The organism is Saccharopolyspora sp. NPDC003752 (assembly GCF_053605825.1).
The window spans coordinates 153,308-177,153 of the sequence record NZ_JBSGJZ010000010.1 but is presented as its reverse complement, the minus strand read 5'-3'; the positions used below and the strand labels follow the sequence as shown (position 1 = coordinate 177,153).

At 66.4% G+C, this 23,846-nt stretch carries 21 protein-coding genes; 11 read left to right on the top strand and 10 right to left on the bottom strand.

Translation table 11 applies throughout. From position 1 onward, the window contains the following. Window positions 1–3: 3 nt before the first annotated feature. The 3 genes from ACWEV3_RS15915 to ACWEV3_RS15905 are packed head-to-tail and all read left to right on the top strand — an operon-like array spanning window position 4 to window position 2,829. Window positions 4–1,044 carry an ABC transporter ATP-binding protein gene (locus tag ACWEV3_RS15915; protein WP_452614578.1) on the top strand — a complete coding sequence of 347 codons (1,041 nt, stop codon included), beginning with the start codon at window positions 4–6 and terminating at the stop codon, window positions 1,042–1,044. 1 nt (window position 1,045) lies between these two features. Next, window positions 1,046–1,954 (top strand): carbohydrate ABC transporter permease, encoded by a 909-nt coding sequence (locus ACWEV3_RS15910; RefSeq protein ID WP_452614577.1) that lies wholly within the window; start codon window positions 1,046–1,048, stop codon window positions 1,952–1,954. Then, complete coding sequence (locus ACWEV3_RS15905) at window positions 1,954–2,829, top strand: carbohydrate ABC transporter permease (protein ID WP_452614576.1); 876 nt, start codon at window positions 1,954–1,956, stop codon at window positions 2,827–2,829. The genes ACWEV3_RS15910 and ACWEV3_RS15905 overlap by 1 nt, the downstream gene beginning before the upstream one ends. Window positions 2,830–3,357: 528 nt before the next feature. Here ACWEV3_RS15905 and ACWEV3_RS15900 read toward each other — a convergent pair. The 3 genes from ACWEV3_RS15900 to ACWEV3_RS15890 all read right to left on the bottom strand — a co-directional run bounded on the left by ACWEV3_RS15900 (window position 3,358) and on the right by ACWEV3_RS15890 (window position 6,167). Continuing rightward, complete coding sequence (locus ACWEV3_RS15900) at window positions 3,358–4,311, bottom strand: manganese catalase family protein (RefSeq protein ID WP_452614575.1); 954 nt, start codon at window positions 4,309–4,311, stop codon at window positions 3,358–3,360. A gap of 913 nt (window positions 4,312–5,224) precedes the next feature. Further along, a complete protein-coding gene (locus ACWEV3_RS15895; protein WP_452614574.1) occupies window positions 5,225–5,881 on the bottom strand; it encodes a DUF1990 family protein in 657 nt (218 codons plus the stop codon). Window positions 5,882–5,918: 37 nt separating this feature from the next. Further along, entirely contained in the window at window positions 5,919–6,167 is a 249-nt protein-coding gene (locus tag ACWEV3_RS15890) for a hypothetical protein (protein WP_452614573.1), read from the bottom strand. Between the two features lie 85 nt (window positions 6,168–6,252). Between ACWEV3_RS15890 and ACWEV3_RS15885 the strand changes: the two genes are divergently transcribed. Next, window positions 6,253–6,963 carry a DUF1990 family protein gene (locus ACWEV3_RS15885; protein WP_452614572.1) on the top strand — a complete coding sequence of 237 codons (711 nt, stop codon included), beginning with the start codon at window positions 6,253–6,255 and terminating at the stop codon, window positions 6,961–6,963. Between the two features lie 450 nt (window positions 6,964–7,413). On the opposite strand, the gene ACWEV3_RS15880 is transcribed toward ACWEV3_RS15885, so the two are convergent. From ACWEV3_RS15880 to ACWEV3_RS15870, 3 genes are read right to left on the bottom strand one after another with little or no spacing between them, the layout of a single operon-like run. Next, on the bottom strand, window positions 7,414–7,554 hold the full coding sequence (locus ACWEV3_RS15880) for a hypothetical protein (protein ID WP_452614571.1): 141 nt from the start codon (window positions 7,552–7,554) through the stop codon (window positions 7,414–7,416). A gap of 29 nt (window positions 7,555–7,583) precedes the next feature. Then, a complete protein-coding gene (locus ACWEV3_RS15875; protein WP_452614570.1) occupies window positions 7,584–8,453 on the bottom strand; it encodes a site-specific integrase in 870 nt (289 codons plus the stop codon). Further along, window positions 8,450–8,731 carry a hypothetical protein gene (locus ACWEV3_RS15870; protein ID WP_452614569.1) on the bottom strand — a complete coding sequence of 94 codons (282 nt, stop codon included), beginning with the start codon at window positions 8,729–8,731 and terminating at the stop codon, window positions 8,450–8,452. The genes ACWEV3_RS15875 and ACWEV3_RS15870 overlap by 4 nt, the downstream gene beginning before the upstream one ends. An 800-nt stretch (window positions 8,732–9,531) precedes the next feature. On the opposite strand from ACWEV3_RS15870, the gene ACWEV3_RS15865 reads away from it, so the two are divergent. Further along, window positions 9,532–10,354, top strand: a protein-coding gene (locus ACWEV3_RS15865; protein WP_452614568.1) for an IS5 family transposase whose coding sequence is annotated in 2 segments (ribosomal slippage) — window positions 9,532–10,073 and window positions 10,072–10,354 — 825 coding nt in all. Because the reading frame shifts where the segments join, the coding sequence is not laid out codon by codon here. Between the two features lie 9 nt (window positions 10,355–10,363). Here ACWEV3_RS15865 and ACWEV3_RS15860 read toward each other — a convergent pair. The 3 genes from ACWEV3_RS15860 to ACWEV3_RS15850 all read right to left on the bottom strand — a co-directional run bounded on the left by ACWEV3_RS15860 (window position 10,364) and on the right by ACWEV3_RS15850 (window position 14,825). After that, a complete protein-coding gene (locus ACWEV3_RS15860; protein ID WP_452614646.1) occupies window positions 10,364–11,929 on the bottom strand; it encodes an AMP-binding protein in 1,566 nt (521 codons plus the stop codon). A gap of 128 nt (window positions 11,930–12,057) precedes the next feature. Next, window positions 12,058–13,722, bottom strand: a complete 1,665-nt coding sequence (locus tag ACWEV3_RS15855; RefSeq protein WP_452614567.1) for a flavin-containing monooxygenase — start codon at window positions 13,720–13,722, stop codon at window positions 12,058–12,060. Between the two features lie 125 nt (window positions 13,723–13,847). Next, window positions 13,848–14,825: an alpha/beta hydrolase gene (locus tag ACWEV3_RS15850; protein WP_452614566.1), complete on the bottom strand. Its 978-nt coding sequence runs from the start codon at window positions 14,823–14,825 to the stop codon at window positions 13,848–13,850. Window positions 14,826–14,993: 168 nt separating this feature from the next. Between ACWEV3_RS15850 and ACWEV3_RS15845 the strand changes: the two genes are divergently transcribed. The 6 genes from ACWEV3_RS15845 (at window position 14,994) to ACWEV3_RS15820 (ending at window position 22,882) form a co-directional block, all read left to right on the top strand. Further along, complete coding sequence (locus ACWEV3_RS15845) at window positions 14,994–15,656, top strand: hypothetical protein (protein WP_452614565.1); 663 nt, start codon at window positions 14,994–14,996, stop codon at window positions 15,654–15,656. Next, complete coding sequence (locus tag ACWEV3_RS15840; RefSeq protein WP_452614564.1) at window positions 15,649–17,022, top strand: glutamine synthetase family protein; 1,374 nt, start codon at window positions 15,649–15,651, stop codon at window positions 17,020–17,022. The genes ACWEV3_RS15845 and ACWEV3_RS15840 overlap by 8 nt, the downstream gene beginning before the upstream one ends. A gap of 5 nt (window positions 17,023–17,027) precedes the next feature. Beyond that, window positions 17,028–17,837 (top strand): gamma-glutamyl-gamma-aminobutyrate hydrolase family protein, encoded by an 810-nt coding sequence (locus ACWEV3_RS15835; RefSeq protein WP_452614563.1) that lies wholly within the window; start codon window positions 17,028–17,030, stop codon window positions 17,835–17,837. After that, window positions 17,834–20,230 (top strand): AMP-binding protein, encoded by a 2,397-nt coding sequence (locus tag ACWEV3_RS15830; RefSeq protein WP_452614562.1) that lies wholly within the window; start codon window positions 17,834–17,836, stop codon window positions 20,228–20,230. Before ACWEV3_RS15835 ends, ACWEV3_RS15830 begins: the two co-directional genes overlap by 4 nt. 64 nt (window positions 20,231–20,294) lie before the next feature. Next, window positions 20,295–21,392: a Zn-dependent alcohol dehydrogenase gene (locus ACWEV3_RS15825; RefSeq protein WP_452614561.1), complete on the top strand. Its 1,098-nt coding sequence runs from the start codon at window positions 20,295–20,297 to the stop codon at window positions 21,390–21,392. A 26-nt stretch (window positions 21,393–21,418) separates the two neighbouring features. Further along, a complete protein-coding gene (locus ACWEV3_RS15820; protein ID WP_452614560.1) occupies window positions 21,419–22,882 on the top strand; it encodes an aldehyde dehydrogenase family protein in 1,464 nt (487 codons plus the stop codon). Between the two features lie 51 nt (window positions 22,883–22,933). On the opposite strand, the gene ACWEV3_RS15815 is transcribed toward ACWEV3_RS15820, so the two are convergent. After that, entirely contained in the window at window positions 22,934–23,542 is a 609-nt protein-coding gene (locus tag ACWEV3_RS15815; protein WP_452614559.1) for a TetR/AcrR family transcriptional regulator, read from the bottom strand. Between the last annotated feature and the right edge of the window lie 304 nt (window positions 23,543–23,846).

Below are 23,846 nucleotides of genomic sequence, written 5' to 3'. Positions count from 1 at the left end.
GCCGTGGCCGTCGTGGAGGTTCGGAAACTGGTCAAGCACTTCGACGCCGGCCGGGTGCACGCCATCGACGGCGTCGACCTGGCGGCCACCGACGGCGAGTACCTGGTGCTGCTTGGCCCGTCGGGGTGCGGAAAGACAACGCTGCTGCGCATGATCGCGGGGTTGGAGCAGCCCACCAGCGGTGACGTGCTGATCGAGAATGAGGTCGTCACCGGCTTTCCGCCGCGCTTCCGGAGGATCGCCATGGTGTTTCAGAGCTACGCGCTCTACCCGCACAAGACCGTGCTCGCCAACATCGTCTTCCCGCTCAAGGCGGTCGGGATGGGCAGAGCGGAACGGGAGGCCAAGGCCCGGTGGGCGGCCGAACTGCTCGGCATCCAGGGGCTGCTCGGCCGCAAACCCCGCCAGCTCTCCGGTGGTGAGCGACAACGCGTCGCACTCGCTCGAGCGCTGGTGCGGGAACCGTACGTGTTCCTGCTCGACGAGCCGCTGTCGAACTTGGACGCCAAGCTGCGCGCCAGTGCACGCGACGAGCTCCGGCGGTTCCAGCGGGAGATCGGCACTACCACGATCTACGTCACCCACGACCAAGCCGAGGCGATGGGACTTGGCGACCGCATCGTCGTGCTGGACAACGGCACGGTTTGCCAGGTCGGCCCGCCGGTGGAGGTGTACGACGATCCTGCGTCGACTTTCGTGGCCACGTTCATCGGCTCGCCGCCGATGAACCTCGTGCCACGCGACGGAGTGCTGCTCGGTTTCCGCCCGGAACACCTACTGCCGGCGGGGGAGGTCCGAGCGGTCGACCGGATGAACGTCCCGCTGACCGTCGAGCGGATCGAGCACCTCTCCGGCGATCGGCACGTCTACGGCACCGTGGCGCGAATCGGTGAGCCGACCCGCGTGGTCGCCCGTCTACCCGCCACTGTGGACACCGAACTGGTGCCCGGCCGGACCCACGATTTCGCCGTGGACACCGCTCGAGTGCGGTTCTTCGACGCGGACAGCGGCCTGCGGCGGTCGCCGCTGCGACTGGGAGGTTGAGGTGGTCGCCGCACGCTCCGCACGTCGCCTCGCAGACCGGGAAGGGCTGCTGGCGTGGCTGTTCCTGCTGCCCAGCGTCGTCTACATCGTCGCCCTCATCGGCCTTCCGTTCGTCCTGGCCATCGCGCTCGCCGTATCCGATGTGACTACCGGCGACACGTCGTTCGACTTCGCCGGCGCCCGCAACTTCGAACACACCTTCGCCGATCCGGTTTTCTGGCGCTCGTTGAGCAACACCGTGGTGTTCACCGCAGTGTCGATGGTCCTCATCGTCGTGCTCGGCAAGGTGCTGGCCAACATCCTCGTGGCCGACTTCCGCGGCAAGTGGCTGGTGCGTCTGCTGGTCCTGCTGCCCTGGACGACACCGGTGGCACTGTCGTCGATCTCCTGGCTGTGGTTGCTCGACTCCATCTACTCGCCGATCGACTGGGTGCTGCGGCAGTTCGGTGCTCTCGGCCCCGCGCAGAACATGTACTGGCTGGGCCAGCCTGGGCTGGCCATGCTGTCAGTGATCGCGGTTCACGTTTGGCGGCTCACACCGTTGGCCGCCGTCATCACTATGGTCGGCCTGCTGGCGATCCCGAGGGAAATTGAGGAGGCCGCGCGCGTCGACGGAGCGGGCTTCTGGCGGCGGATGTTCGAGGTCACAGTTCCGCTGGTGCTGCCGATCGTCGCGGTGGCGGCGCTGTTCGGCGCCATTTTCACCTTCACGGACATGGCGGTGGTCCGGGTGCTCACCCGCGGCGGACCGAACGACTCCACCCAGGTGCTGGCCAGCTGGGCGTTCTACCGGGGCATCGAGGGCGGCGACGTTGCACAGGGTGCGGCGATCGCGCTGTTCCTCTTCCCGCTGCTGTTGGCTGCGGCGATCGCGATTTTGCGGGCGGTGCGCAGGTTGGAGGTGCTGTGATGACCGCCGGAGCAGCCGGGCTGCGCCGGCGCTATGCGCGTCGGCGCCTCGCGTCCCGGATCGGCGTCTACGCCGCAGCGATCCTCGGCGCATTGGTGTGTGCCGGGCCCTTCCTATGGAGCGTGGTGACCGCGTTCAAGCAGAACCGCGACCTCTACAACCCGCAGAACAACCCGTTCGTGTTCAACCGTCCGCCCACGCCCGACCACGTTGGATACCTGTTCACTGACACCGCCTTCGTCACTTTTGCCTGGAACACGCTGTGGTCCGGCCTTCTCGTGGTGGCGATCACGCTGGCGTTGAGCCTGCCCGCGGCGTATGCGCTGGCCCGTTTCGGCCTGCGCTGGGCGACTCCGATGGCAATCGGAATTTTCCTCGTTTACCTGGTTCCGCCGAGCTTGCTCTTCCTGTCGCTGGGGCGGGTCGTGGTGGCCTTCGGCCTGCAGGACTCCACTTGGTCGCTGGTCCTTGTTTACCCGACGATCACGATCCCCGTGTCGGTGTGGCTGCTGATGGGATTCCTCAAGGCGATCCCGAAGGACATCGAGGAGCAGGCGATGGTCGATGGCTACAGCCGGGTGGGTGGATTCGTGCGGGCGGTGCTGCCACTGCTGTTCCCCGGCGTCGTGGCGGTGGTGGTGTTCGCCTTTACCCTCGCCGCAAGCGAGTTCATCTACGCCCTGGCGTTCGTGGCGCCGACCGACCAGATGCCGGTGAGCACCGGCGTGCCGACCCAGCTGGTCCGGGGTGACGTGTTCTTTTGGCAGTCACTGCAGGCGGCCACCGTGCTGGTTGCGGTGCCGATAGCGCTCGTGTTCAACCTCTTCCTGGACAAGTTCGTCGCGGGGTTCACCATGGGCGCGGTGAAGGGCTGAGCTGTTCCTCGCTACCGCCGTCGTGTCAACGCATGCAGGCGACGCAGGCGCGTTGAAGCATCCGCCTGGTGCTGGTGCGGCAGAAACGTTGTATTCGTGGGCGGGGTGGAGCAGGAGCAGGCCTCCCGGCCCTCGACAACAGCAGCTGCGGGAGGCGATGCGCGACGCGAGAGGAACTACCGAGGTATCGGGTCACCTGATGGCAGGAAATTCACCGAGAGGTCCGGCGTCGTGGTGTTTCGCGGCGCGAGGTGTGGCCCTCATGCGCAACCTTGCCATGACCCACTGAACACCAGCCGCCCCGGCAAGGGCCCCATTCCTTACCCACCACCAAACCTTGATCATTACGGGACAGGCTTTACTTAGACTGCTGCGGGACACCGTGCCGGTGGCGAAGTCCCGCACCCTGCTGGAGTTCGGGGTCGCTGGCTGACCAGGTGGTCGTCTGGATGGGGCAGGGGAGACGCACGCCCTCGGGAGCAGATCGGTCGCCCACAGGCGATGCCCGCGCGTCTTCGGATCACTCCCTCACGCCGGTCCGTAGCGGACTGGCTCGTCGGCGGCTGCGACTTCCATCTCGGCGGTGGCCTGGATGAGTTCGACGAGTTCCGGATCGAGTCCGGGGCTGAACTCCTCCGGTCGCTCCGGGGCTATGTCCATGGCGACGCCTTCGGGAGCTTGTGCCATTCGTAGGACTTCGCCGTCCCGTGCGGAGGGGGAGCTGCCTTGAAACACCTTCGCCGCCTCGGAAAGGTTGTCGAGGTTGAAGGTGTATTGCTTGTTGTGCAGGCCACGTTCCAGCAGCGTTGCGACTTCTGGGTAGCGTTCGGCGCTGGTCTTCGGGATCGGCAGCGTCTTGCCCCAGTTGACCCCGAGGCTTTCCAGCGCCTTGGCATAGGCGTTCTCGTGCGCCTGGTCGCGCACGATCAGGTACGCCACCGTCGAACGCAGGGTTCTGTTGGAACTCATCTCATAGATGCGGCACTTCTGCAGCCGCCCAGTGGACTCGAGCATCAGGTTGTACAGCAGATCGAGCACCAGGTTACCGCTGTTGTAGATGTAGGACCCGGACCAGGGGTTTCCGACCGCGTCGACCGGCAGCGCGCCCTGGGCACCGACGAGAAAGTGGTGGATGTTCCCCTCGGACAACGCGTTGGACAGCGGCGTACCACCACCGGCAGCTGGTTGATCCAGCGGATCCGTTTTCGCGCCGTTGTAGCGCGGTGAACCGTCGGTCAGCCGAGCGATCGTGGTCGCGATCAGTTCCACGTGGCTGATCTCTTCGGTACCGATTCCGTACAAGAGGTCCCGGTAAGGCTTGGCGTCCGCGCCACGGAAGTTGAAGCTCTGGAACAGGTACTGCATCATCGTTCGCATTTCACCGAACTGACCTCCCAAGCCCTCCTGGAGGGCGTTGGCTGCGGCCGGGTCCGGTTCGTCGGGCACGATCTCGTTGATCATTCGCTGGACGTGGAAGAACATTCCTACTCCTCAGGTGATCTACAGCTCTCCGTGCGCTCGTGCCTCAAATCGGTGCCGATCAATGCCTTTCGAGTTCTTCGGTGATTCCGTCCGCACATGGCGACTACGGTGTGATCGTCACCTTGAGTGACAGTCGAAGCAGACGCAGGGACCCGACTTTAAGACTTGGAGAAGCACGTAGCCAGACGACCTTGGGCAGTCCCCGCCCACCTGGATGAGCCTGGCGAGCATGCGGACTGTTCCCGTCCGAAAACCTCGTCAGAAACCGGAAAGGTACCATCGCCTGCAGAAGCAGCGATCAGGCCGAGTCCGACCACTCAGTCGATGACGACTTGTCGGCATCCGATCGACGAGCTCGTTTCGATTACTGCACAACGGGTAGTGGTCGGGCGATGGATGACCCGACTTCTCCGAGGGAACCTGTGTCTGTTATCGAACGGTGGCGAGGGTGAAATTCATGTCTGAAACGACTCTGCTGGCCATGATGACGTGACAGTCAGGTACAGCTGCGAGTTCTGGATATTTCCACCGCTGGCCTGGGGTTTCTCGGTTTACTCTGGTCACTGTCTCTTATGGACAGTTCGGAGTCAAGGGTCGCAGGTTCAACTCCTGTCAGTCCGACAGTCAAAAGGGTCTTCGCAGGTCGCAGCCAGTGAAGACCCTTTTTTTCGTGATCTAAGTTCGTTCTTCGGGGTCAAGCGCGCCGCTCGGCGGCCCCAAGGCGCGTCGTCACCTCATCTTCGAGCACCGGTACTCGAATGCGGAAGCGGGATCTGCTTGCTGTACGCCTTCACTTGCCTTCTCCGTGGAGAGCACCTCGGATGTGACCCCAGCGCGGGCGCAGTCGGTGGACCACTTCCACCTGCGGCGGTGGATCTTCGCAATGCTGGACCTCTCCGGCGCCTCGTGATGTTCAGATACCCGGATGGTGCCACCGCACGGTAAGCAGATCGCCAGCGGTGGGGTGGATGCCGGAGGGCGCAAGCACCAGGTCTCCCTCGTGCAGGACGGTCGCCGCTGCGGTGGCGCCTGTGAGGCGGTCTTGCACCAGCCTGCGTAGGCGTGCGCCGCACTGGCGGTAGAAGCGCAGCTGGGTCCGGCGGCCGAACAGCAACCAGCCCAGCCGGGTGATCGGGCCCAGGGCGGGCGAGCGTTGTGAGAAGCCGGTGATCACGAACTCGACCTTGCCGGACTCCAGGTCCTTGACGAGTTCGTAGCTCATTCTGCCGCGCTCGAGGTGGCCTTCGAGCGTCGTGTAAGCCCAGCCCCACACCTGCTGGGAGCCGCCACGCGTCTCGTCGACCACATGGGTCACACGCACGCCCATGTAGAAGCGCAACCCGTGGAAGCGCCCTTCGAGGAGCATGTCCCGCCCCAGCAGGGGGTCGCGGCCGTCGTAGACGGCACGGACGAGCGTAGGCACCGAGAACTCGTAGTCCCGGACGAATCGGCAGGCGATCTCCCAAGCGCCGCCGGGCTCCGGCGGGCCTGGTCGTTCGCGCGCGAGGTATTGGCGGTAGGTGTCGAAGTGCCATTCCGGCGGTTGGATTTGCTCAGCGGTGAAGTTCACCTTGCGGTGCCGCAAGTTCCCCAGAGCTGAGGCGTAGTCAACGCCGCGGAGCAGTCGAGCGCGCATCGCGACTTCGTTCGAGTTCGTGCAGTGAAGCACCAATCAACCACAGCGTTGGTGGCCACAAACCGGTGAACAGGGCTCGGCGTTCGGCGTTGCCGCGCTGTTCCTCGTCGACGGTCTTGGCCCTGATCCACAGGCCCAAGCACAGCAGAACCGACCCCAGCGACAGCACCTGCAGATGGGTGCTGCGCAGCCCGACCTGGTGCAGTGTCCGAACGACCACTGGTCCTCCCCGTGTCATCGCTGGCGTTTCGGGGCATGACACGAGCATGCCCGGCCCGGGCAATCCACGCGAAAGGAGCGCCGTTGTGGCGTCCAAGGGTTCTTTCGTCCGCCGTGCGCTCGCGGTGGCGCGTTTGCTGCTTGGCATGGCTTTGATCTCGTGGCGCTACCTGTGGCAGATCACGCCGCTGCACCGGAGCGAGGAGTGCGGAGATGAGTTGGACCTGCCCCCTGCGTTGCCTGATGGCCTCATCGACGAGCACTGCCAGCTGGTCGGTGATGGGACTGGTCAGCTGTTCCACCGCACCTTCAGCGTGCGGATCGAGGCCGGCGACCTCGACGCCCCCACGTTGATGGCGGTGGTCATGACTGATCTCAACCGAGCCTTCCCGCGCGAGGTCGCGACGGTGCAGCGAACCCGAGGTAGGGAAGGTGGTCTGCGGGTCGGTGACGAGCTCGTGGTCCGGATGCCGGGGCCGTGGAATGCGCCGGTCCGGGTTGTGGCCTGCGAGGACGCTTCGTTTCGGATGGTGACGCTGCGGGGGCACCTCGAAGCCGGGCAGATCGAGTTCCGCGCCCGGCCGGAGGGAAAGGCGGTTCGATTCGAGATCGAAGCCTGGGCGCGCCCCAGCACCCGGCTGGTGAATCTGCTCTACGCACGAGCGCGGCTGGCCAAGGAAATGCAGCTCAACATGTGGGTGCGCTGCTGTCTGCGCGCCGCCGACCTCGCCCACGGCCGAGCACGCGGAGGCGTCCATATCCACACGCGCCGCACGCCTACATGCGCCCAGGACTGAGAGTGAGTCCGGATTCAACGTCGACATGCCCCTGAGCCAGGGTTGCATCACAAAAAATGGGCGGTTCAGCCGCACCAACCCTGGATCGCGGTGGCGAAACGGGCCGTGAGTCGTGTGGCAGCTATGGCGGCCCGCCGGTGGGACGCCACGGCCAGTCTCCAGGACGTGGCGCAGCCGGGCGTGGCCGTGGTCGAAGTCTGGAGCAGGAGTCGTGAATCCGGTGCGCTGGCCATTGCTCATTCCTGAACTACCGTCAGGCGCGGTGCCCACCGGTTGACGGGCTGGGGGCGGGTCGTCTGATTCGTGGTTTCTGAAGGGCGCGAGGTTGGGATGTTCGAGGAGCGAGTGATCTGGCCACGAGCAATGTGGTGTCGGGTGCCGCCGGCAGAAATGGGAGGCCTGGCTGGGCGCCAGGCCTCCCGGGTTGGGCGTTTCACGGATTATTGGGTTTTAGCCCGCTAGTGGGTGGGGTTCTCCGGTGAGGGCGGCGAGTGCGGCGGCGATTTCGCGGATGTCGGCTCGGGTGTAGGTGGTGGTGCTTCCGCCGTCGCCGTTGTTGTTGTCGGTGTGGCCGGCGTAGGCGCGGGCCACGGCGTAGCCGAAGTTGCGTTCGACCCATTTCAGGGTGGTGTGGCGGAGCCAGTGGATGCTGATCTGTTGGGTGGCGACCCAGGGGAGGTGTTTGCCGAGTCGGGTCCAGAGGTGGTCGTAGCGCCGGTAGGTGATGGGAGTTCCGTTGGCGTAGCGCAGGAGCTGTCCGCCTGAGGCGGCGGCGCGCGTTGTTCGGCGTGCTCGCGGAGATGGGTCATGAGGGTGGGGGAGACCGGTTGCCAGCGGACGGTCTCGCCTTTCTCATGAAGCATGATCAGGCAGAGGTCCGGGTCCAGGTCCCGGGGTGTGAGGGACAGTGCTCCGCCTCGGCGGCAGGCTGTCTCGGTGTGCAGCCGGAGGATGAGGCTGTCGAGCACCGGATCGTTACCAGTGGTCGCGGCGACGTGGTTGATCTCCTCGAGCGGGGAGTCCGGCAGGCCGCGGCGTGTGGTGGGCAACCGGCGCGGTTTGGGCACTTTCTTGGCGGGGTTGTCGGTCTCGCTGATCAGCTCGTCGGTCACGGCGTGGTTGTAGAGGCAACGCAGGGCGGCGATGAGGTGTTCGGCGGCGCCGCGTCCGCCGCGGGCGTTGCGGCGGATGACCACCTGGTTGCGGGTCTTCTCGGCGAGCTGTTTGATCTCCAGTGCTGTTGGTTCGTCCAGCCGCCGCTGGCCCCACTCGGCTGCCACGCGTTTCCAGTAGGAGCTGTAGACGCGCCGGGTTCCGGCGCTGACCGCGTCAGCGACTTTGGGGATGTACTCGGCGAAGGTCGGAGCGAGCGGCCGCGTGGACGGGGTGCTGACGAGGTCGTCCACGGAGACGCCGAGGCGTCCGAGCAGTAGCTTCGCTGCTTCGATCTCCTCCGGGCCGGCTCCTGATGTGATCTTGTTCTCGGTCATGCCGGCTCACCACCCCACACCATGGCGTGACGCTGCTCCAGGGCCTGGTCCACGGCGGTCAGGGGGTCGACCAGCAGCATGTCCCGCCGAGGGTCGGCGACCAGCAGTACCGAGTCCCTGGTGTGGATGCCGCAAGTAGCTCTGGCTGTGGCCGGGATCATGATCTGTGGTGTGCCGGGCAGCCGGTGGATCCCGCCCGGATCGGGCTGCAGCACGACCGCTCCCGAGGCGACCCGGATGGTCAGGCTCTGACCCGGTTGCCACTCCAGGGCGTGCAAGACCGGTCTGGCCGAGACCCGGCCGGACGAGAGTCCATCCGGACCATGCCGTAGATCACCGGCAGCTCACGGCGTCGGGTGATGACCGGCAGAGGCAGACCGCGGCACTCCCCGCCTCTCACCTCGGCCGGCGAGTCATGGTTGGTGACCACGGGCGGCACCAGGCCCGTGACGATCTGCTCACTCATGGCCACCACCCCGGTGACCAGCGCACATCAGGGGACAACACCCCTGCAGACACCATAAATCGCGACGGCAGAAGGGCCGCCGCGATACGGTGTTCAAGTACTCGCTGTGATGGGGAAATTTCACGCGATTTTGTGTCCGAGGGGGGACTTGCACACTATCCACCCGGCTCGTGCTTCCCGAAATTGGTTGAGGCAGGGGTATATCGCTGTCCCGCCTGTCTCGCCGGGAGTCCGCCTGGGACGCCTTGATGGGCCGGGCGGGCTTGCCTTGTGACCTGTGAAAAGGCCGACTGGTGCACGGTCGGGACAGGTGCTGTCGGGTGTCCCAACGTGTGCCCGAACAGCCCCCATGGCCCTTGTAGCGGGTGCTCGGTTTCGGGACACGGTTACCTGTCCCGGTACAGCTATGCGGGGAACGTCGCTGCCCTGGTGTGGAGGGTCCAGACGGCGCACAAGATCAACCCCAAGTACCTCCGCTACCACCGCGAGCAACACAGCTTCAAGGACAACGGCTGATCCTTGCCCGTACTCCTAAGGGGTCGTTGCATAATGATCTTTGTCTGGCATGGTGGTGGCTGAAGTTGATCACGTTTCGATCGTTGGGAGCGTGGGATGGCTCGCCCGAAGCCGTGGGAGGTCAGTGACGAGCTGTGGGCGTTGATCGAGCCGCTGCTGCCCCGGCACGAGCGTCGGTTTCGGTATCCAGGACGGCGTCGGATCGATGACCGCAAGACGGTGCAGGGCATCTTGTTCGTGCTCTACACCGGCATCCAATGGGAGCTCCTTCCCCAGGAGTTGGGATTCGGCTCGGGGTCAACGTGTTGGCGGCGGTTGGCCGAGTGGCAGCACGCCGGGGTGTGGGAGGAGCTGCAGGAGGTACTACTGGCAAAGTTGCGTGGCGCGGGTCAGCTCGACTTCTCCCGTGCGACGGTTGATTCCTCGCAGATCCAGGCGAAACGGGGTCGATCGTCCCCAAAAGTCGGTCCGAGTCCGGTTGACCGAGGCCGGCCGGGCTCCAAGCACCACGTCATCACCGATGCACAAGGAACGCCGCTGCGGGTGTCGCTGACCGGTGGCAACCGTAACGACATCACGCAACTGCTGCCGCTGGTCGAGGCCATCCCACCGGTGAAGGGCCTGCGTGGACGCCCACCGCAAGCCTCGCCGGCTCTACGCCGACCGGGCCTACGACCACGACACCTATCGCGATCGGCTTCGGGCACACGGCATCACGCCGTGCATCGCCCGGCGCGGTGACGAGCACGGTTCCGGCCTCGGGAAGCTGAGATGGGTCGCTGAAGCAGCGATCGCATGGCTGCACGGTCCCCGCCGCCTCCGGACCCGGTGGGAAACCCGCGACGACATGCATGACGGCTTCCTCCAACTCGCTCACTGCATGGTCCTCGCCGCCAAGCTCCCCACAGCAGCATTCTGAAACGACCCCTTAGTCGCTTCCCTTGGCGCGCAGATTCTTGCGCAGGATTTTCCCGGACACTGACTTCGGGATCTGCTCGATGAACTCGACGACCCGCACCTTCTTGTGCGGCGCGACCCGCTCGGCGACGAACACCATGACCTCGTCCTCGGTAAGGTCCGCACCGGCGGCCTGCTTGACGACGAATGCCTTCGGCACCTCCTCGCCGTCGGCGTCGCGCACCCCGATCACTGCGGTATCGGCGATCTTGTCGTGGGTGAGCAGCAGGGCCTCCAGCTCGGCGGGCGGCACCTGGTAGCCCTTGTATTTGATCAGCTCCTTGACCCGGTCGACAATCGAGTAGACGCCCTCTTCGTCGACGACGGCGATGTCGCCGGTGTGCAGGTAGCCGTCGGCATCCTTGGTGGCGTCGGTCGCGTCGGCGTTGTCGAGGTACCCGACCATCACGTTCGGGCCCTTCACCCACAGTTCGCCACGCTCCCCGATGCCGACCTCCTGACCGGTCTCCGGGTCCACGAGCTTGCACTCGATATTGGGCAGCGTGAAGCCTGAGGAGCTGAGGTCCAGGTCGCCGCGGTCGTCGGGCATGCAGTGGCTCACTGGGGACAGCTCGGTCATGCCGTAGCCCTGCAGCACCGTGCATTGCAGCCGCTCGGCGACGGCGCGGCCGAGCTCGCCATCCAGCGGGGCTGCGCCGGAGAAGATCGTCTTCACGCAGGACAGGTCGTAGGTGTCGACGATCGGGTGCTTGGCCAGCGCGACCGCGACCGGCGGGGCGATGTAGAGACGGTCGACGCTGTACTTCTGCGTGATCGTCAGGAATTGCTCGAGGTCGAACTTCGGCATGGTGACGACTGTGGAGCGGGCGTGCAGGCCCTGGTTCATCATCACAGTCATGCCGTAGATGTGGAAGAACGGCAGGAACGCCATGATCTTCGTCTGGTCAGTGACGGAGCCCATCGCCTGGACCTGGAGCAGGTTCGCCACCAGGTTGCGGTGGGACAGGATCACCCCCTTGGCCAAGCCGGTGGTGCCTGAGGAGAAGGGCAGCACCGCGGTGTCCGTCGCGATCGTCATCAGCTCCGGGGCCGGGGCGCCGGAGGACACGAGGTCGGCCAGCGAGTCGTGGCCCTCGGTCGCGTCAATGGTCAGGACTGCGTCGGCGGACAGCCCCGCCTCCTTCGCAGCGGGCAGGGCCCGGTCGAGGAACGACGAGACGGTGATGACCATCTTCGCGCCGGAGCCGGTGAGCTGGTGGACCAGCTCACCGGCGGTGTACATCGAGTTCGCGCTGGTCACGATGCCGTTGGCGCGCAAGATTCCGTGGAACGATGCTGCCCACTGCGGCAGGTTCGGCGCGAACAGGCCGACGACATCGCCCTTGCCGATGCCCCGGGCGGCGAGTCCGCCGGCGATCTTCTCGACGAGGTCGCGGAACTCGGTGAAGGTGAGCTGGTCACCGGTGGTCCCATCGAGGAACGCGGGCGCGTCGGCCCGGTCCCCGAAGCCGTCGGCGAACAGGAACTCGGTCAACGAGACGTCCGGAATCTCCACGTCCGGGTACGGGCTGCGCATCGACAAGGCGTTGCTCCTTCACGGGGTCCATTTGGGAACGGGGCCGCAAAGGCCCCGGGTCATGTAGCGCGCGAGGTGCCGCCGTCTATCGCCACGATGACGACGACCGAGAGCCTGGAGGGTGATCTTCATTCGATTTCCTCGTCGATGCGGCCGATGCGGGGTACGGGAGCGTGACCATCGATCTTGATGCCGGGGTAGCCGCGCTTGGCGAGCTCAGTGCACATGCGGCGGTATTTGCCGACGCCGCCGACGTAGCCCATGAAGGTGGTTGGTTTGCCGGCGATGTTCGAGCCGCGATACCAGGAGTCGGTGGTGGCGTACAGCGTCTGGCCGACTGTTTTCTCGGTGATGGCCACCCAGTCGTCCTGGGCTTCGGCGGTGGGTTCGATGACCTCGGCGCCTTGGGTTTTGGCGTGGGCGATCAGCCCGGTGATCCAGTCGACGGCTTGCTCGATGGTGACGATGACGTTGCTGACGAGTGCGGGGCTCTGGGGTCCGCCGATCATGAAGAAGTTTGGGAATCCGGCGGTCATGATCCCCAGCAGCGTGCGGGTTCCGTCGCTCCACGCGTCTTGCAGCTTGCCCGCCTGCGGCGTGGTGATGTTGAGCGCGAACAGGGGGCCGGTGAAAGCGTCGAATCCGATTGCCAGCACCAGGGCGTCGACAGGGTACGAGTCGTTGCTGGTGATGATGCTGTCGGCGGTCATGGTCTCGATGGGCTCGTCGCGCAGTGAGACGACGGAGACGTTGGGGCGGTTGAAGGTTTCGTAGTAGTCGGTGCCGAAGCAGCTGCGCTTGGCGCCCAGCGGGTGGTACCGGGGCTCCAGGACGCGTGCCGTCTCCGGGGCGGCGACGATCTCGCGGATCTTCTCGCGCATGAACTCCGCGGCGGTCTCGTTGGCCTCGGCGTCCAGGAGCAGGTCGGCGAACTCTGCCCCAACGCCGAGGAATCCGCTGCGTTCGTAGGCCCTCTCGTAGCGCTCGTGCCGTTCTTCGGCGGAGACGTCGAAGGCGCGGTCGGTGACCGGGCGATCCGGGATGCCGCCGGGGGAGTGGCGGCACTCTTCGCGGATGGCGGGGTAGTTGCTCTTGATCTTCTCGACGGTCTCGGCGTCGAGCGGGGCGTTGCGGGCGGGGAAGACGTAGTTCGGGGTGCGCTGGAAAACGGTGAGGCGCTCGGCGACTTCTGCGATGAGCGGGATGCACTGCACGCCGGATGATCCGGTGCCGATGACGGCGACGCGCTTGCCGGCGAGGTCGTCCAGGGAGATGTTCCAGCGGCTGGTGGACACCGTGATCCCGGTGAAGTTCTCCTGCCCGGGCACATCGACGTCCTTCGGCGTCGACAATCCGCCCGAGCCGGCGAGCAGGTAACGACCTCGGCGGGTCTCTCCGGAGCCGAGGGCGACTTCCCAGAGATGCTCGTCGGCCAACCAGGTCGCGGCGACCACCCGGGTGTTGAACTGGAAGTGCCGGCGGAGGTCGAACCGGTCCGCTACGTGATTGATGTAGTCCAGAATCTCGGCCTGCGGGGCGAAGCGCTCGCTCCAGGTCCACTCCTGCTGGAGTTCTTCGCTGAAGGAGTAGGAGTAGTAGACGCTTTCGACGTCGCAGCGGGCACCGGGATAGGTGTTCCAGTACCAGGTTCCGCCGACGCTGGGAGCGGTCTCGAATCCGGCGAAGCTCCAGCCCTTCTCGGTGGTCTTGTACGCGGCGTACAGGCCGGAGAATCCGGCGCCGACGCACAGCACGTCCACAACAGGGGCGGTCGGCGAACTGGTCTCAGTCATGGTCTCTGCCTTCTCGTCGTCTGGAGCGAGTCATCGACAAGCCACAGCTAGATTGTCATATGTCTGGGTCAAATGACTAAGAAGTTAGGTGTGGCCCGACGGGTTCGTCAATGGCGGACCGCGTCTCACATGGGAGAGGTCGTCGCGGCGAGGCCGCGCAGATGCCGAACGACGTCCTCGATCGCCGCATCGGTCTTGGCGAAGACGCCGACCTCGGTGAAGAAGCCGTGGAAGACGCCGGGGTAGCGGATCGCGGTCGTGGCAACGCCGTCGTTCCGCAGTCGCTCGGCGTAGGCCTCGGCGTCGTCGCGCAGCGGGTCGACCTCGGCGGTCAGGACCAGGGCGGGTGGCAGGCCCCGCAACGACGTTGCCTTCATGGGGACCGCGTGGTGTCCGACTTCCGCGCGGGCGGCGCCGATGTACTGCTCCCAGAGCCAGCGGGCGTCCGCGCTGGTCAGCAGAGGTGCGTCGGCGAACTCCGTCCAGGACGGCCTGGCGAACGAATCGTCGACGGCGGGGTAGGCGAGGACCTGCGATGCGGGCCGGGGTAGCCCGAGGTCCCGGATCTTCAGGCAGAGCGCGGCGGCGAGGTTGCCGCCCGCGGAGTCTCCGCCCACGGCGATCAGGTCCGGATCGATGCCGAGCTCGAGGGCCGATCCGCGGAGCCAAGCCAGCGCGTCGAACGAGTCTTCGAGTGCGGCTGGGTAGGGGTGTTCCGGGGCGAGCCGGTACTCAGGGGACAGCACCGCCCACCCGGACCGCGCGGCGATGGCGCGGCAGAGCTCGTCGACACCGTCGAGCGTTCCGAGGACGAACCCGCCCCCGTGGAGGTACACCAGCGCCGGCCGTGGGGCCGCGGTAGCGGGGCCGGGCGGGTGGTAGAGGCGAGCCCGAAGGTGTCCCGACCTGCCCGGCACGGTCAGCTCGTCCACGCGGTCCAGGTGGGTCTTGGGGTTCTCGGAAGGCGCGGTGGACAAGAGCTCGCGTGCCGCTTCGGGGCCGAGTTCGCGGAGGGGTGTCGTCAGCACCTCCGCGACGGCCTGGGCGACGAGCTGGGCGTCGGCGTCGAGGTGGTCCCAGTGCGAGGGGTGGGGCTTGGTCACGCGATGACTCTCCAGGTGAGGTGGCGGTGAGGTGTTGACAGTGTGTGACCCGTGCCGCAACATAGTCAAACGTCCAAGTCACTTGACTAATTAGGCCACGGGGCGGTCGAGTGAGCGGGCGACGCCACGCGTCGCGTGTGAATCTCGCGAATTCGAAAGGACCACAAGATGACCGAAACCGCGCCGGTTCCCACGGCGCCCCCTGCGGGTGCCGCACGGGTCGAGGTCAGGATCGAAGATGATGCGAGCCCGATCGTTCGGTTGATTGGGCGGACCCTTCGGGATTCGGTCCTGGCCGGGCACGCGTTCGAAACACTGCGGAGATCGACGGGAACGGTGGCGATCCGTTCGCATGACACGCCGCAGGCGGCGGTGATCGCCTTCGGTGCCAACGGTATTGACGTGTCCAGTGGCGTGGTCGTCGAGCCGGACGTGACGCTCACCGTCGATCTCAACGCGCGGTTCGCAGCGGTGGGAGATCCCATGGGGGATTCCGATCTCGCTGCCGGGATTCTCGCCGCCCTGTCTCCGCCGCTGCCGGACTGGCGCGCGGCGGCGCAGAGCTTCTGGGAGGTGGCTCGGTCCATGCCGGGCATCCCCGACGTCTTGATCGCGGTGACCGAAGGGCCGGACGGTGTGGAGCAAGCTGTTGTGGGCCGAGGAAGTTCGCGGTACTTGATCGCGGGGGCACCGGACACCCTGGCCGGAATCTTCTCCGGTGCTGACGATCTGCTCGCGGTGCTGTCCTCGGGTGTGCTGGGGATTCAGGGCACGTTGTCTCAGCTGTCCGTGATGGTCGGCGCTTCCTGGAAGGTTCGTTACGATGACTGAGCTCACCACTGCTGCACGCGGCTCGCACGCCGTGGAATCCCAGTCGCGGACGGTGCGTCTGGAGGCGACGAACCCAGAGGGCAGTTTCCTGGGCAAGAACGTCGCTCGGGAGAAGTTCGCCTCTGGTGCGGACTCGGGTTTCGCTTTTGCTGATCTGCTGTTCGGACTGGATCTGGGCAATGCCCCGGCGTTCGGGTTCGCCTATCCGGAGTGGCGCGGGCATCTGGACGATGTGTACTTCCGCCCGGACATGTCGACGCTGGTGGAGTGGGAGCCGGGCCTCGACGCGGTGATCGGTGATTACTGGCTCAAGGACGGGTCCCCGGTTCCGCTGTGCCCGCGCAATCTCGTGCGGAAGATGGTTGATCGGCTCTCGGCTTCCGGTTTCACGGCCACTGTCGCCGTCGAGATCGAGGCGACGGTCTTCGAGGAGTCGGTTCAGGAGGCGCGGTCGCGTGGCTACCGCGACCTCACGCCTCTCGGCGGAACCGCGGGAACGGCCTACCACCTCGCGAAGTCGAAGGACTGGGTCGAGTACATGAATGCTGTCGCTCGTCGTCTTGATGAGGTCGGCATTTCGTGGGAGGCGTGGAGCGACGAGGACGCCGCCGGTCAGATCGAGCTGAACCTCGCGCCGAGCGATCCGATCGCGATCGGCGATGCGTGGGCCCGAACCCGGCAGGTCATGCGGGAGGTCGCGTTCGACCGGGGCCACACCGTGACGTTCATGGCCAAGCCCACCGCCGGCTACGGCCAGGCGTCGCACCTGAACGTGTCGCTGCAGCGCGACGGGCGCAATGCGTTCTACGCCGAGGACGGACCGTCGGAGACGATGCGCCACGCCATCGGTGGACTGCTGGCGACGATCGAGGGCAACTCGTCGATCGTGTTGCCGCAGATCACGTCGTACCGGCGGTTGGTCGACCTCAGCGGGCCGCCGGTGACGGTCACGTGGGGCATCAGCAACAAGACCACCGCGGTGCGGGCGGTGTGCGGGCATCCGAAGCAGTCCCGCCTGGAGTACCGGGTCCCCGGTGCGGACGCGAACCTGTACCTCGCGCTGGCGGGTGTGCTGGCGGGTGTGATCGCGGGTGTGGAGCGCAAGATCGAGCCTCCACAGCCGGTGGGCGAGATGGCGTGGTGCCTGCCGCCAGGTCTGGGCATCGAGCGGTTGCCGGACACCATGACCAAGGCGGCCGATAAGCTCGAGCAGGATCCGCTGCTCCGGGACCTGCTGGGCGGGGAGTTCGTGGACTACTGGGTCGGGTCTCGCCGGTGGGAGTGGATGCAGTTCCACACCGCAGGCGGTGATCCCTTCGCCGAGCTCTCGGAGTGGGAGTCGGTCCGGTACTTCGAACTGCCGTGACCGCCATGACCGAAACATCAGCCGTGATGCGGCCGCTCATCGGCATCACCGGTCGGCGGTACCGCTTGGAGCTGCTCGGAGGCGATCGCCGCTACGGCGATCGCTGCGCGGACAGCTACATGTCCGACTTCGCCGCCCGCATCGCCCTGGCCGGTGGGCTGCCGGTCCACCTGTCCTACGACACCGATGCGACGGCGATCTGCCAGTGGCTGTGCGGGGTGGTCATCACCGGCGGGCAGGACGTGCATCCGGCGTGCTGGGGCGGGGACACCTCAGTCGTTAGCGGGGTTGATCCTCGCACGGACCCGGTGGTCCACGACGTCGAGCGCGACGAGTACGAGATCGCCCTCGTGCGCGCTGCCCTGGCGCGCGGGCTTCCGGTGCTGGGCGTGTGCCGGGGCATGCAGGTCCTCAACGTCGCGCTCGGAGGCACCCTCGTCGCCGACCTCCCGCCGAGCTCGGTGCAGCACCTCTCGGCGGAGTCGGCGCCAACCGACGGCGCGGCCGACCACGTCGTGGCGTTCGAGCCCGGCTCGATCGCGGCGGGACTGCTCGGGGAACGGGCGGTGACCAACTCGTGGCATCACCAGGCCGTCGACCGCTGCGGTGCGGGGCTCGTGGTGACCGGCCGGACGAGCGACGGCGTGGCCGAGGCCGTGGAACTTCCCGGCTCACCGGTCCTCGGCGTGCAGTGGCACCCGGAATGGATGGTGCGTGCCGATCCGACGATGAGCTGGATCGTCGAGGAGTCCGCCCGCAGGGTTCCCACGACAGCAACACCAACGTACGCAAGAGAAAGGCAGCAGTCATCGTGAACGAGTTGGGCGAAAGGTCCGACGTCGCATCGCTGTCTGGTCGGCAACCGGTCGTGGCGATGGAGCACATCGGCGACGACCCGTCCACCCCGACGCTGAACGCATTGCTGTCGGCTTGCGCGACGCGCTTCCCGGACAAGGAGTTCCTGCGCTTCGGCGGCACGTCGTGGACCTTTGCCGAGATCGACAGGTGGACGTCCAAGTTGGCACACCGGCTGATCGAGGTCGATGGCATCCGGGTGGGTGACCGTGTCGCGATCATGCTGCCGAACATCGTGCACTGGCCGGTCGCGTGGCTGGCCGCGCTCAAGGCCGGTGCCGTGGCCGTGCCGATCAACTCGTCGTACAAGAGCGCAGATCTCGCGTTCGTCCTGGAGGACTCGGGTGCACGAATGGTGTTCACCGACAGGGAACGCACCCCGCTCGTGAACGACGCGGCAGCCGAACGCGGCCTGGCGGAGGTTCGCATCGTCGATCTCGCCGAGGACGGAACCGGGCCATTCCCAGCGACCGCGCCGGAGGTGACCGTCGACGCCGACACGCTCGCCAACCTGCAGTACACCTCGGGCACCACGGGCTTTCCGAAGGCGTGCATGCTCACCCATGATTACTGGGTACGCCTGGGATGGGTCTGCGCCGCCATCACCGGACTCGGAAACGAGGACGTCCTGCTGACGGCCCAACCGTTCTCGTACATGGATCCACAGTGGAACACGGCGCTCGCGTTGACGGTAGCGGCACCTCTGGTGGTGCTGCCGCGGTTCTCCGCCTCTGGCTTCTTCGCCGATGTCCGCCGTCATCGAGCCACGTTCTGCTACGTGCTCGGCTCGATGCCGACCCTCCTGTTCAAGCAGGAACCGCGCCCCGACGACCAGGACAACGACCTCCGCCTGGTGCTCTGCTCGGGCATTCCGGTGGGTCTCCACGCCCAGCTGGAACAACGTTGGGGAGCGCCGTGGCGGGAGGTCTTCGGCATGACCGAATCCGGGGTCGACCTCTTCAGCCCTGTCGACGACACCAGCGCGGTGGGAAGTGGCTGTCTCGGCCTTCCCGTGCCGACCAAGACGATCCGCGTGGTCGATCCGGACGGAAGCGATGCGTCCGATGGCGAACCGGGCGAGATGGTCATCTCCGGCACACCGATGATGAAGGGGTACTGGAACAGGCCGGAGGAGACCGCGGAGGTCCTGCGGGACGGCTTGCTCCACACCGGCGACGTCGTGGTCCGCCGACCAGATGGCGGCATCCAGCTGGTCGGGCGGGTCAAGGACATGGTGCGCCGTGGCGGCGAGAACGTCGCCAGCGCCGAAGTCGAGGCCGCGCTCGAACGCGACGATGCGGTCGTCGACTCCGCCGTCGTCGCCGAACCTGACGACGTGCTCGGCGAAGAGGTCAAGGCCTTCATCCAGCTCGCCGAAGGGGTCGCACCCGAGCGCGCCACGGCCGAGCGGATCACCGAGCGCGTCCGCCACCAGCTGGCGCACTTCAAGGTGCCCCGCTACGTCGAGTTCGTGCCGGACTTTCCCCGGACGCCTTCCGAACGGATCAACAAGCCGGCACTCAAGGAGCACGCGGCCCACGAGCCCGGGATCACCTACGACCTGCGCACGCGCCGCGAGAATGTCTCAGCGACCGCGAGTTCGAGCGTCGTCGACGTCGAGGTCGTCCGGGAGGTCGCCGTGGTGACGCTGCGCCGCCCGGAGAAGCTGAACGCGCTGGACGTCGAGGCGCGGCTGCGACTGGCGAAGGTCATCCGCGAGCACGGAAGCGGCGAAGCGGTCCGTGGAATCGTGCTCACCGGCGAGGGACGCGCGTTCTCGGCAGGGGAAGACCTGTCGGCCGCCCCCACCTCGTACGAGCAGGTTCGAACGGCGTTGGAGTCCTTCCACGACATCACGCGGGCGATCCTGCAGACGAGCGTCCCCGTCATCGCGGCGGTCAACGGCCTCGCGGTGGGCGGAGCATCGGAGATCACGCTGTGCTGCGATGCGCGGATCGCGAGCTCGGCGGCGGAGTACTACCAGCCGGAAAACCGCCGGGGCCTCACCATCTCCAACGCCTCGAGCGTGCTGCTCCCGCGTTTGGTCGGCAACCACGCGATGCGGCTGATCCTGGGCTCACCGCGGATCGGCGCCGACGAGGCGCTGCGGATCGGACTCGTGGACGAGATCGTTCCACCGGACGAACTCATCGACCACGCCATCCACACCGTCCACACCTGGACCCCGGAGAACAACACGACGGCTCCCCACCTGGCACTGCTGCGACCGCAGATCGAGGAGATCGAGAAGGCCTTCGCCCGCGAGGACGTGGCCGGGAAGCAGGCGTGGGACAGCGGAGCGCTCAGCGCGGGCGTCGCGAGTTTCTGGACGACCAAGGCAGGCCGCCCGTGACCCGGAAAGCCCTGAGCCGAGCCGTTCATCGCCTAGCGAGACCAACCGCAGAGGAGTGCCCGGAATGATCGAGACGAAGGCCGCGGTCCTGAGCGCGGTCAACGAACCGCTGGATCTGGCCGTGATCCAGGTGGACGAGCCGGAACCGCTGGAAGTGCGCGTCGAAGTCACCCACGTGGGTCTGTGCCACAGCGACCTGCACTACATGACCGGAACCGTGCCCATCGGGCTACCGGTGGTCCTCGGCCACGAGGTCGCCGGCGTCGTCGAGGCAGTGGGTTCGTCGGTGACCGGTCTGCAACCAGGAGACCGGGTCGTCGGGGCGCTGACGCCGTCCTGCGGCCGGTGCAGCAACTGCGAGGCGGGCCGGTCCACGCAGTGCCAGCGGATTGCGGAGATCCGCCAGCGTCCACGACCGGCCTTCCAACTCGGGAACGGCCGGCCGGTCGAGCGGCTCGGCGACATCGGAGGTTTCTCGCAGCACACCCTCATGCGGGAGAACGCACTGGTGAAGGTCGCCGACGACGTGCCGCTGCACGTCGGCTGCTTGCTCTCGTGCTGCATCACCACCGGCGTCGGCGCCGTCTTCCGCGGCGCCCAGCTGCGCCCGGGCAGCACCGCCGCGGTCATCGGGTGCGGTGGGGTCGGCTCGGCCATCATCCAAGGGGCCCGGCTCGCGGGCGCGTCGGCCATCGTCGCCATCGACCTCGACGAGACACGGCTGAAGGCGGCGCGCAGCTACGGCGCAACCCACGTCGTCAACGGCGGAGCCGACGACGTCGTCGCCCAGATCCACGACCAGCTCGGTGAGGGCGTCGACTACGCGTTCGAGGCGGTCGGCTCGGCGCGCACCGCGGCAACAGCTCTGGCCGTCCTGCGCCCCACGGGCACCGCGTGCCTGGTGGGGATTGCGCCAGGAGGGACGGAGCTGAGCCTGCCTGCATCTGACTTCTTCTTCGAGGAGAAGCGGCTCATCGGGTCCTACATGGGTTCGGGGCATGCGCGCCAGGACATCGCGCAGTTCGCGCGCCTGTATCAGCACGGCCAGTTGCTGCTCGACGAGATGGTCACGCAGGTGATCCCGTTCCGCGAGATCAACGAGGGCTTCGAGGCTATGAAGTCCGGTGACGTGACCCGCATCGTCGTCGACCTCCAGTCCTGAACCACACGCGAAACGCAGAGGAACCCATGGCGAGCAGCGAAATCACGATTCCCCAGCCGGTGAACTACATCGCCGACGACTGGAGCGAATGCGAGACGTTCCACGACGCGTGGAACGTCGACCCGAACACGCGTGAACCCGTGCATCGCATGGTCACGACGCCACTCGGTGACCTGGAGCGCGCGGTGCACCACGCGGAGCGGGTATACGACATCGGGCGCTGGGACGACGAGGCGCGCCAAGAGCGAGCGGACGTGCTTGAGCGGGTCGCTGCGCTCATAGAGACCCGCGCTGAGGACATCGCTCGGACAGATTCCCTCACCAGCGGTACACCGATCAGCGTCACCCGGAAAAGTGCCGCCTTCCTGCCCGCCAGGATTCGATCCACGGCGAGCGATCTGCTGAGCATCCCCCGTGTGAAGGCATTGGAGGCGGGAGGCCGCGATGTCCGCCTCTACAAGGTGCCGTGGGGACCGGCCGCGATCCTCACTCCGTGGAACGGCCCGAGCTTCATTCCTGCGGCGAAGGTTGTGAGCGCGATAGCGGCGGGCTGCCCGGTGATTCTGAAGCCGTCGGAGCACGCGCCGAGCAGCGCGCAGATCATCGTCGAGTGCTTCGTCGATGCGGGCCTGCCCAGCGGTGCCCTGCAGCTCGTGCACGGCGCCGGTGACGTCGGCGCCGCACTCACCGCTGATCCGCGCATCAAGATCGTCTCGTTCACCGGGGGACCGGGCGCGGGCCGCGCGATCGCCCGGGCAGCCGCGGAGGACTTCAAGGTGCTGCAGCTGGAGCTCGGCGGCAACAACCCAGCGCTCGTGCTGGAGGACGCGGATGTCGAGGTCGCCGCCGACGGCATCCTCGACGGCATGACCAAGCTGAACGGTCAATGGTGCGAAGGGCCGGGCAAGATCCTCGCCAACCGACGTCTAGCCGATCCGCTGCTTGAGGCGTTGACGGAGCGCATCTCCAAGCTCGTGGTCGGCCATTCTCTCGACGAGGACGTCGAGATCGGCCCCATTTCGAACGCGCCGCATTTCGAGACGCTCCAGAGCAGGATCGAGGGGCTGCGCGATCTCGGAGCGAGCATCCGCCAGCCTGCCCAGCTCCCGGACCTCGACGGGTTCTTCCTGTCGCCCACGATCGCCGTCGGCGCCGATCCCGCTCGGGCCACCGCAGAGCTCTTCGGGCCGGTCGTGTCCCTACACGACGTCGACTCCGACGACGAGGCGTTGCGCATCGCCAATGCGAATCCTTCGGGACTCGACGCCTACGTGTTCGGTACCGACACCGACCACGCGATCGAGATCGGCTCCCGCGTGCTGTCGGGTGAGGTGCGCGTCAACGGTGCCAAACTCGCCGACCTCGGTGACGACTCGGCTCAGAGCTTCTGGGGCCCGGCCGGCATCGGCGGCCACGGGCCTGCCGAGTCGGTACGAGTCTTTTGCGGCGATCGGGTCGTCGGCGTCGACTCGCCCGACCTTCCGCTGTGAGCACGCGAAACCGCACCACTCGAGGACAGTCCGAAGCCGGACCCGGCCCGATCACAATGCCGCAGGCGAAGATTCGAGCCGAGTCGCAAGCCAGCTCTCGAGAACTGACGCGGAGATCCGCATCTGTTCCGCTGCGGCGGACCGATCCCCGTAGGTCAACCAGTTCAAACCGAAGCCGTCGGCCAAGCACGCAATGACATAGGTGATTTGATCGATGGTCTCCGGTTCGACCGGATGGTCCGCGGCCGCGTTTCGAAGTGCGGTGCGCACGGTTTCCATGGCCTTGTCGTACACCGTGACGGCTTGTTCCCCGTGCTGCCTTCGCGCCCAGTTGATGAGCTCCAGAGCTGTCGTCCCGAGGCTGGCTGATTCGACGTAGAACTCCATGACGCCGCGAAGGATGGCGTGAGCCGTCACGGCCAGATCGGCATGCGGGTCGCTGTCGGCGATGGCCTCGCGAAACCTGCTGGCGACGAACTCGAAGACGTCTGCCAGCAGGTCCTCCTTGGAGTCGTAGCAGTAGTGCAGCGTCGCCAGTGGCGCCTGTGCCTGCTCGGCGATTCGCCGCGTCGTCGCTCCGTCGATGCCGCGGTTCGCGATGACTTCCACCGCCGCGCGGACGAAGTCGTTGCGCCGCTCTGCGGCGGAGATTCGTGCCACGAAATCCTCCCGATGTCGGGGCATGTCCAGCTAGTTGGACGCCTGACCCAGTCAGGCACGAGCCTAGCATTTCGGACTGAACGCCGACGATCCGTCGCATCGCGGCCCAGAAACTTGGTCAAACGACTAGCTCAAATGACTAAGTTTCGGTTAGCATATGGCCGGAATCACAAGTTCCTGGTTTGCAGCACGCAACTGTGCTGATCACGAGCGCGCACCGCCGTCGTATCGGGGGCGGCATGTCCTGAACCAGTGGTCGGTCGCACCGACGGTCTCCGCGTCGGACACGAGAACGAACGACCGC

What these genes read in the sequence shown, in the direction of transcription:
- ACWEV3_RS15905 (WP_452614576.1), top strand. Translation starts at nt 1,954, where the DNA reads ATGACCGCCGGAGCAGCCGGGCTGCGCCGGCGCTATGCGCGTCGGCGC.
- ACWEV3_RS15900 (WP_452614575.1), bottom strand. Translation starts at nt 4,311, where the DNA reads ATGTTCTTCCACGTCCAGCGAATGATCAACGAGATCGTGCCCGACGAA.
- ACWEV3_RS15875 (WP_452614570.1), bottom strand. Translation starts at nt 8,453, where the DNA reads ATGACCGAGAACAAGATCACATCAGGAGCCGGCCCGGAGGAGATCGAA.
- ACWEV3_RS15860 (WP_452614646.1), bottom strand. Translation starts at nt 11,929, where the DNA reads ATGCGCAGCCCGTACCCGGACGTGGAGATTCCGGACGTCTCGTTGACC.
- ACWEV3_RS15855 (WP_452614567.1), bottom strand. Translation starts at nt 13,722, where the DNA reads ATGACTGAGACCAGTTCGCCGACCGCCCCTGTTGTGGACGTGCTGTGC.
- ACWEV3_RS15845 (WP_452614565.1), top strand. Translation starts at nt 14,994, where the DNA reads ATGACCGAAACCGCGCCGGTTCCCACGGCGCCCCCTGCGGGTGCCGCA.
- ACWEV3_RS15840 (WP_452614564.1), top strand. Translation starts at nt 15,649, where the DNA reads ATGACTGAGCTCACCACTGCTGCACGCGGCTCGCACGCCGTGGAATCC.
- ACWEV3_RS15835 (WP_452614563.1), top strand. Translation starts at nt 17,028, where the DNA reads ATGACCGAAACATCAGCCGTGATGCGGCCGCTCATCGGCATCACCGGT.
- ACWEV3_RS15825 (WP_452614561.1), top strand. Translation starts at nt 20,295, where the DNA reads ATGATCGAGACGAAGGCCGCGGTCCTGAGCGCGGTCAACGAACCGCTG.
- ACWEV3_RS15820 (WP_452614560.1), top strand. Translation starts at nt 21,419, where the DNA reads ATGGCGAGCAGCGAAATCACGATTCCCCAGCCGGTGAACTACATCGCC.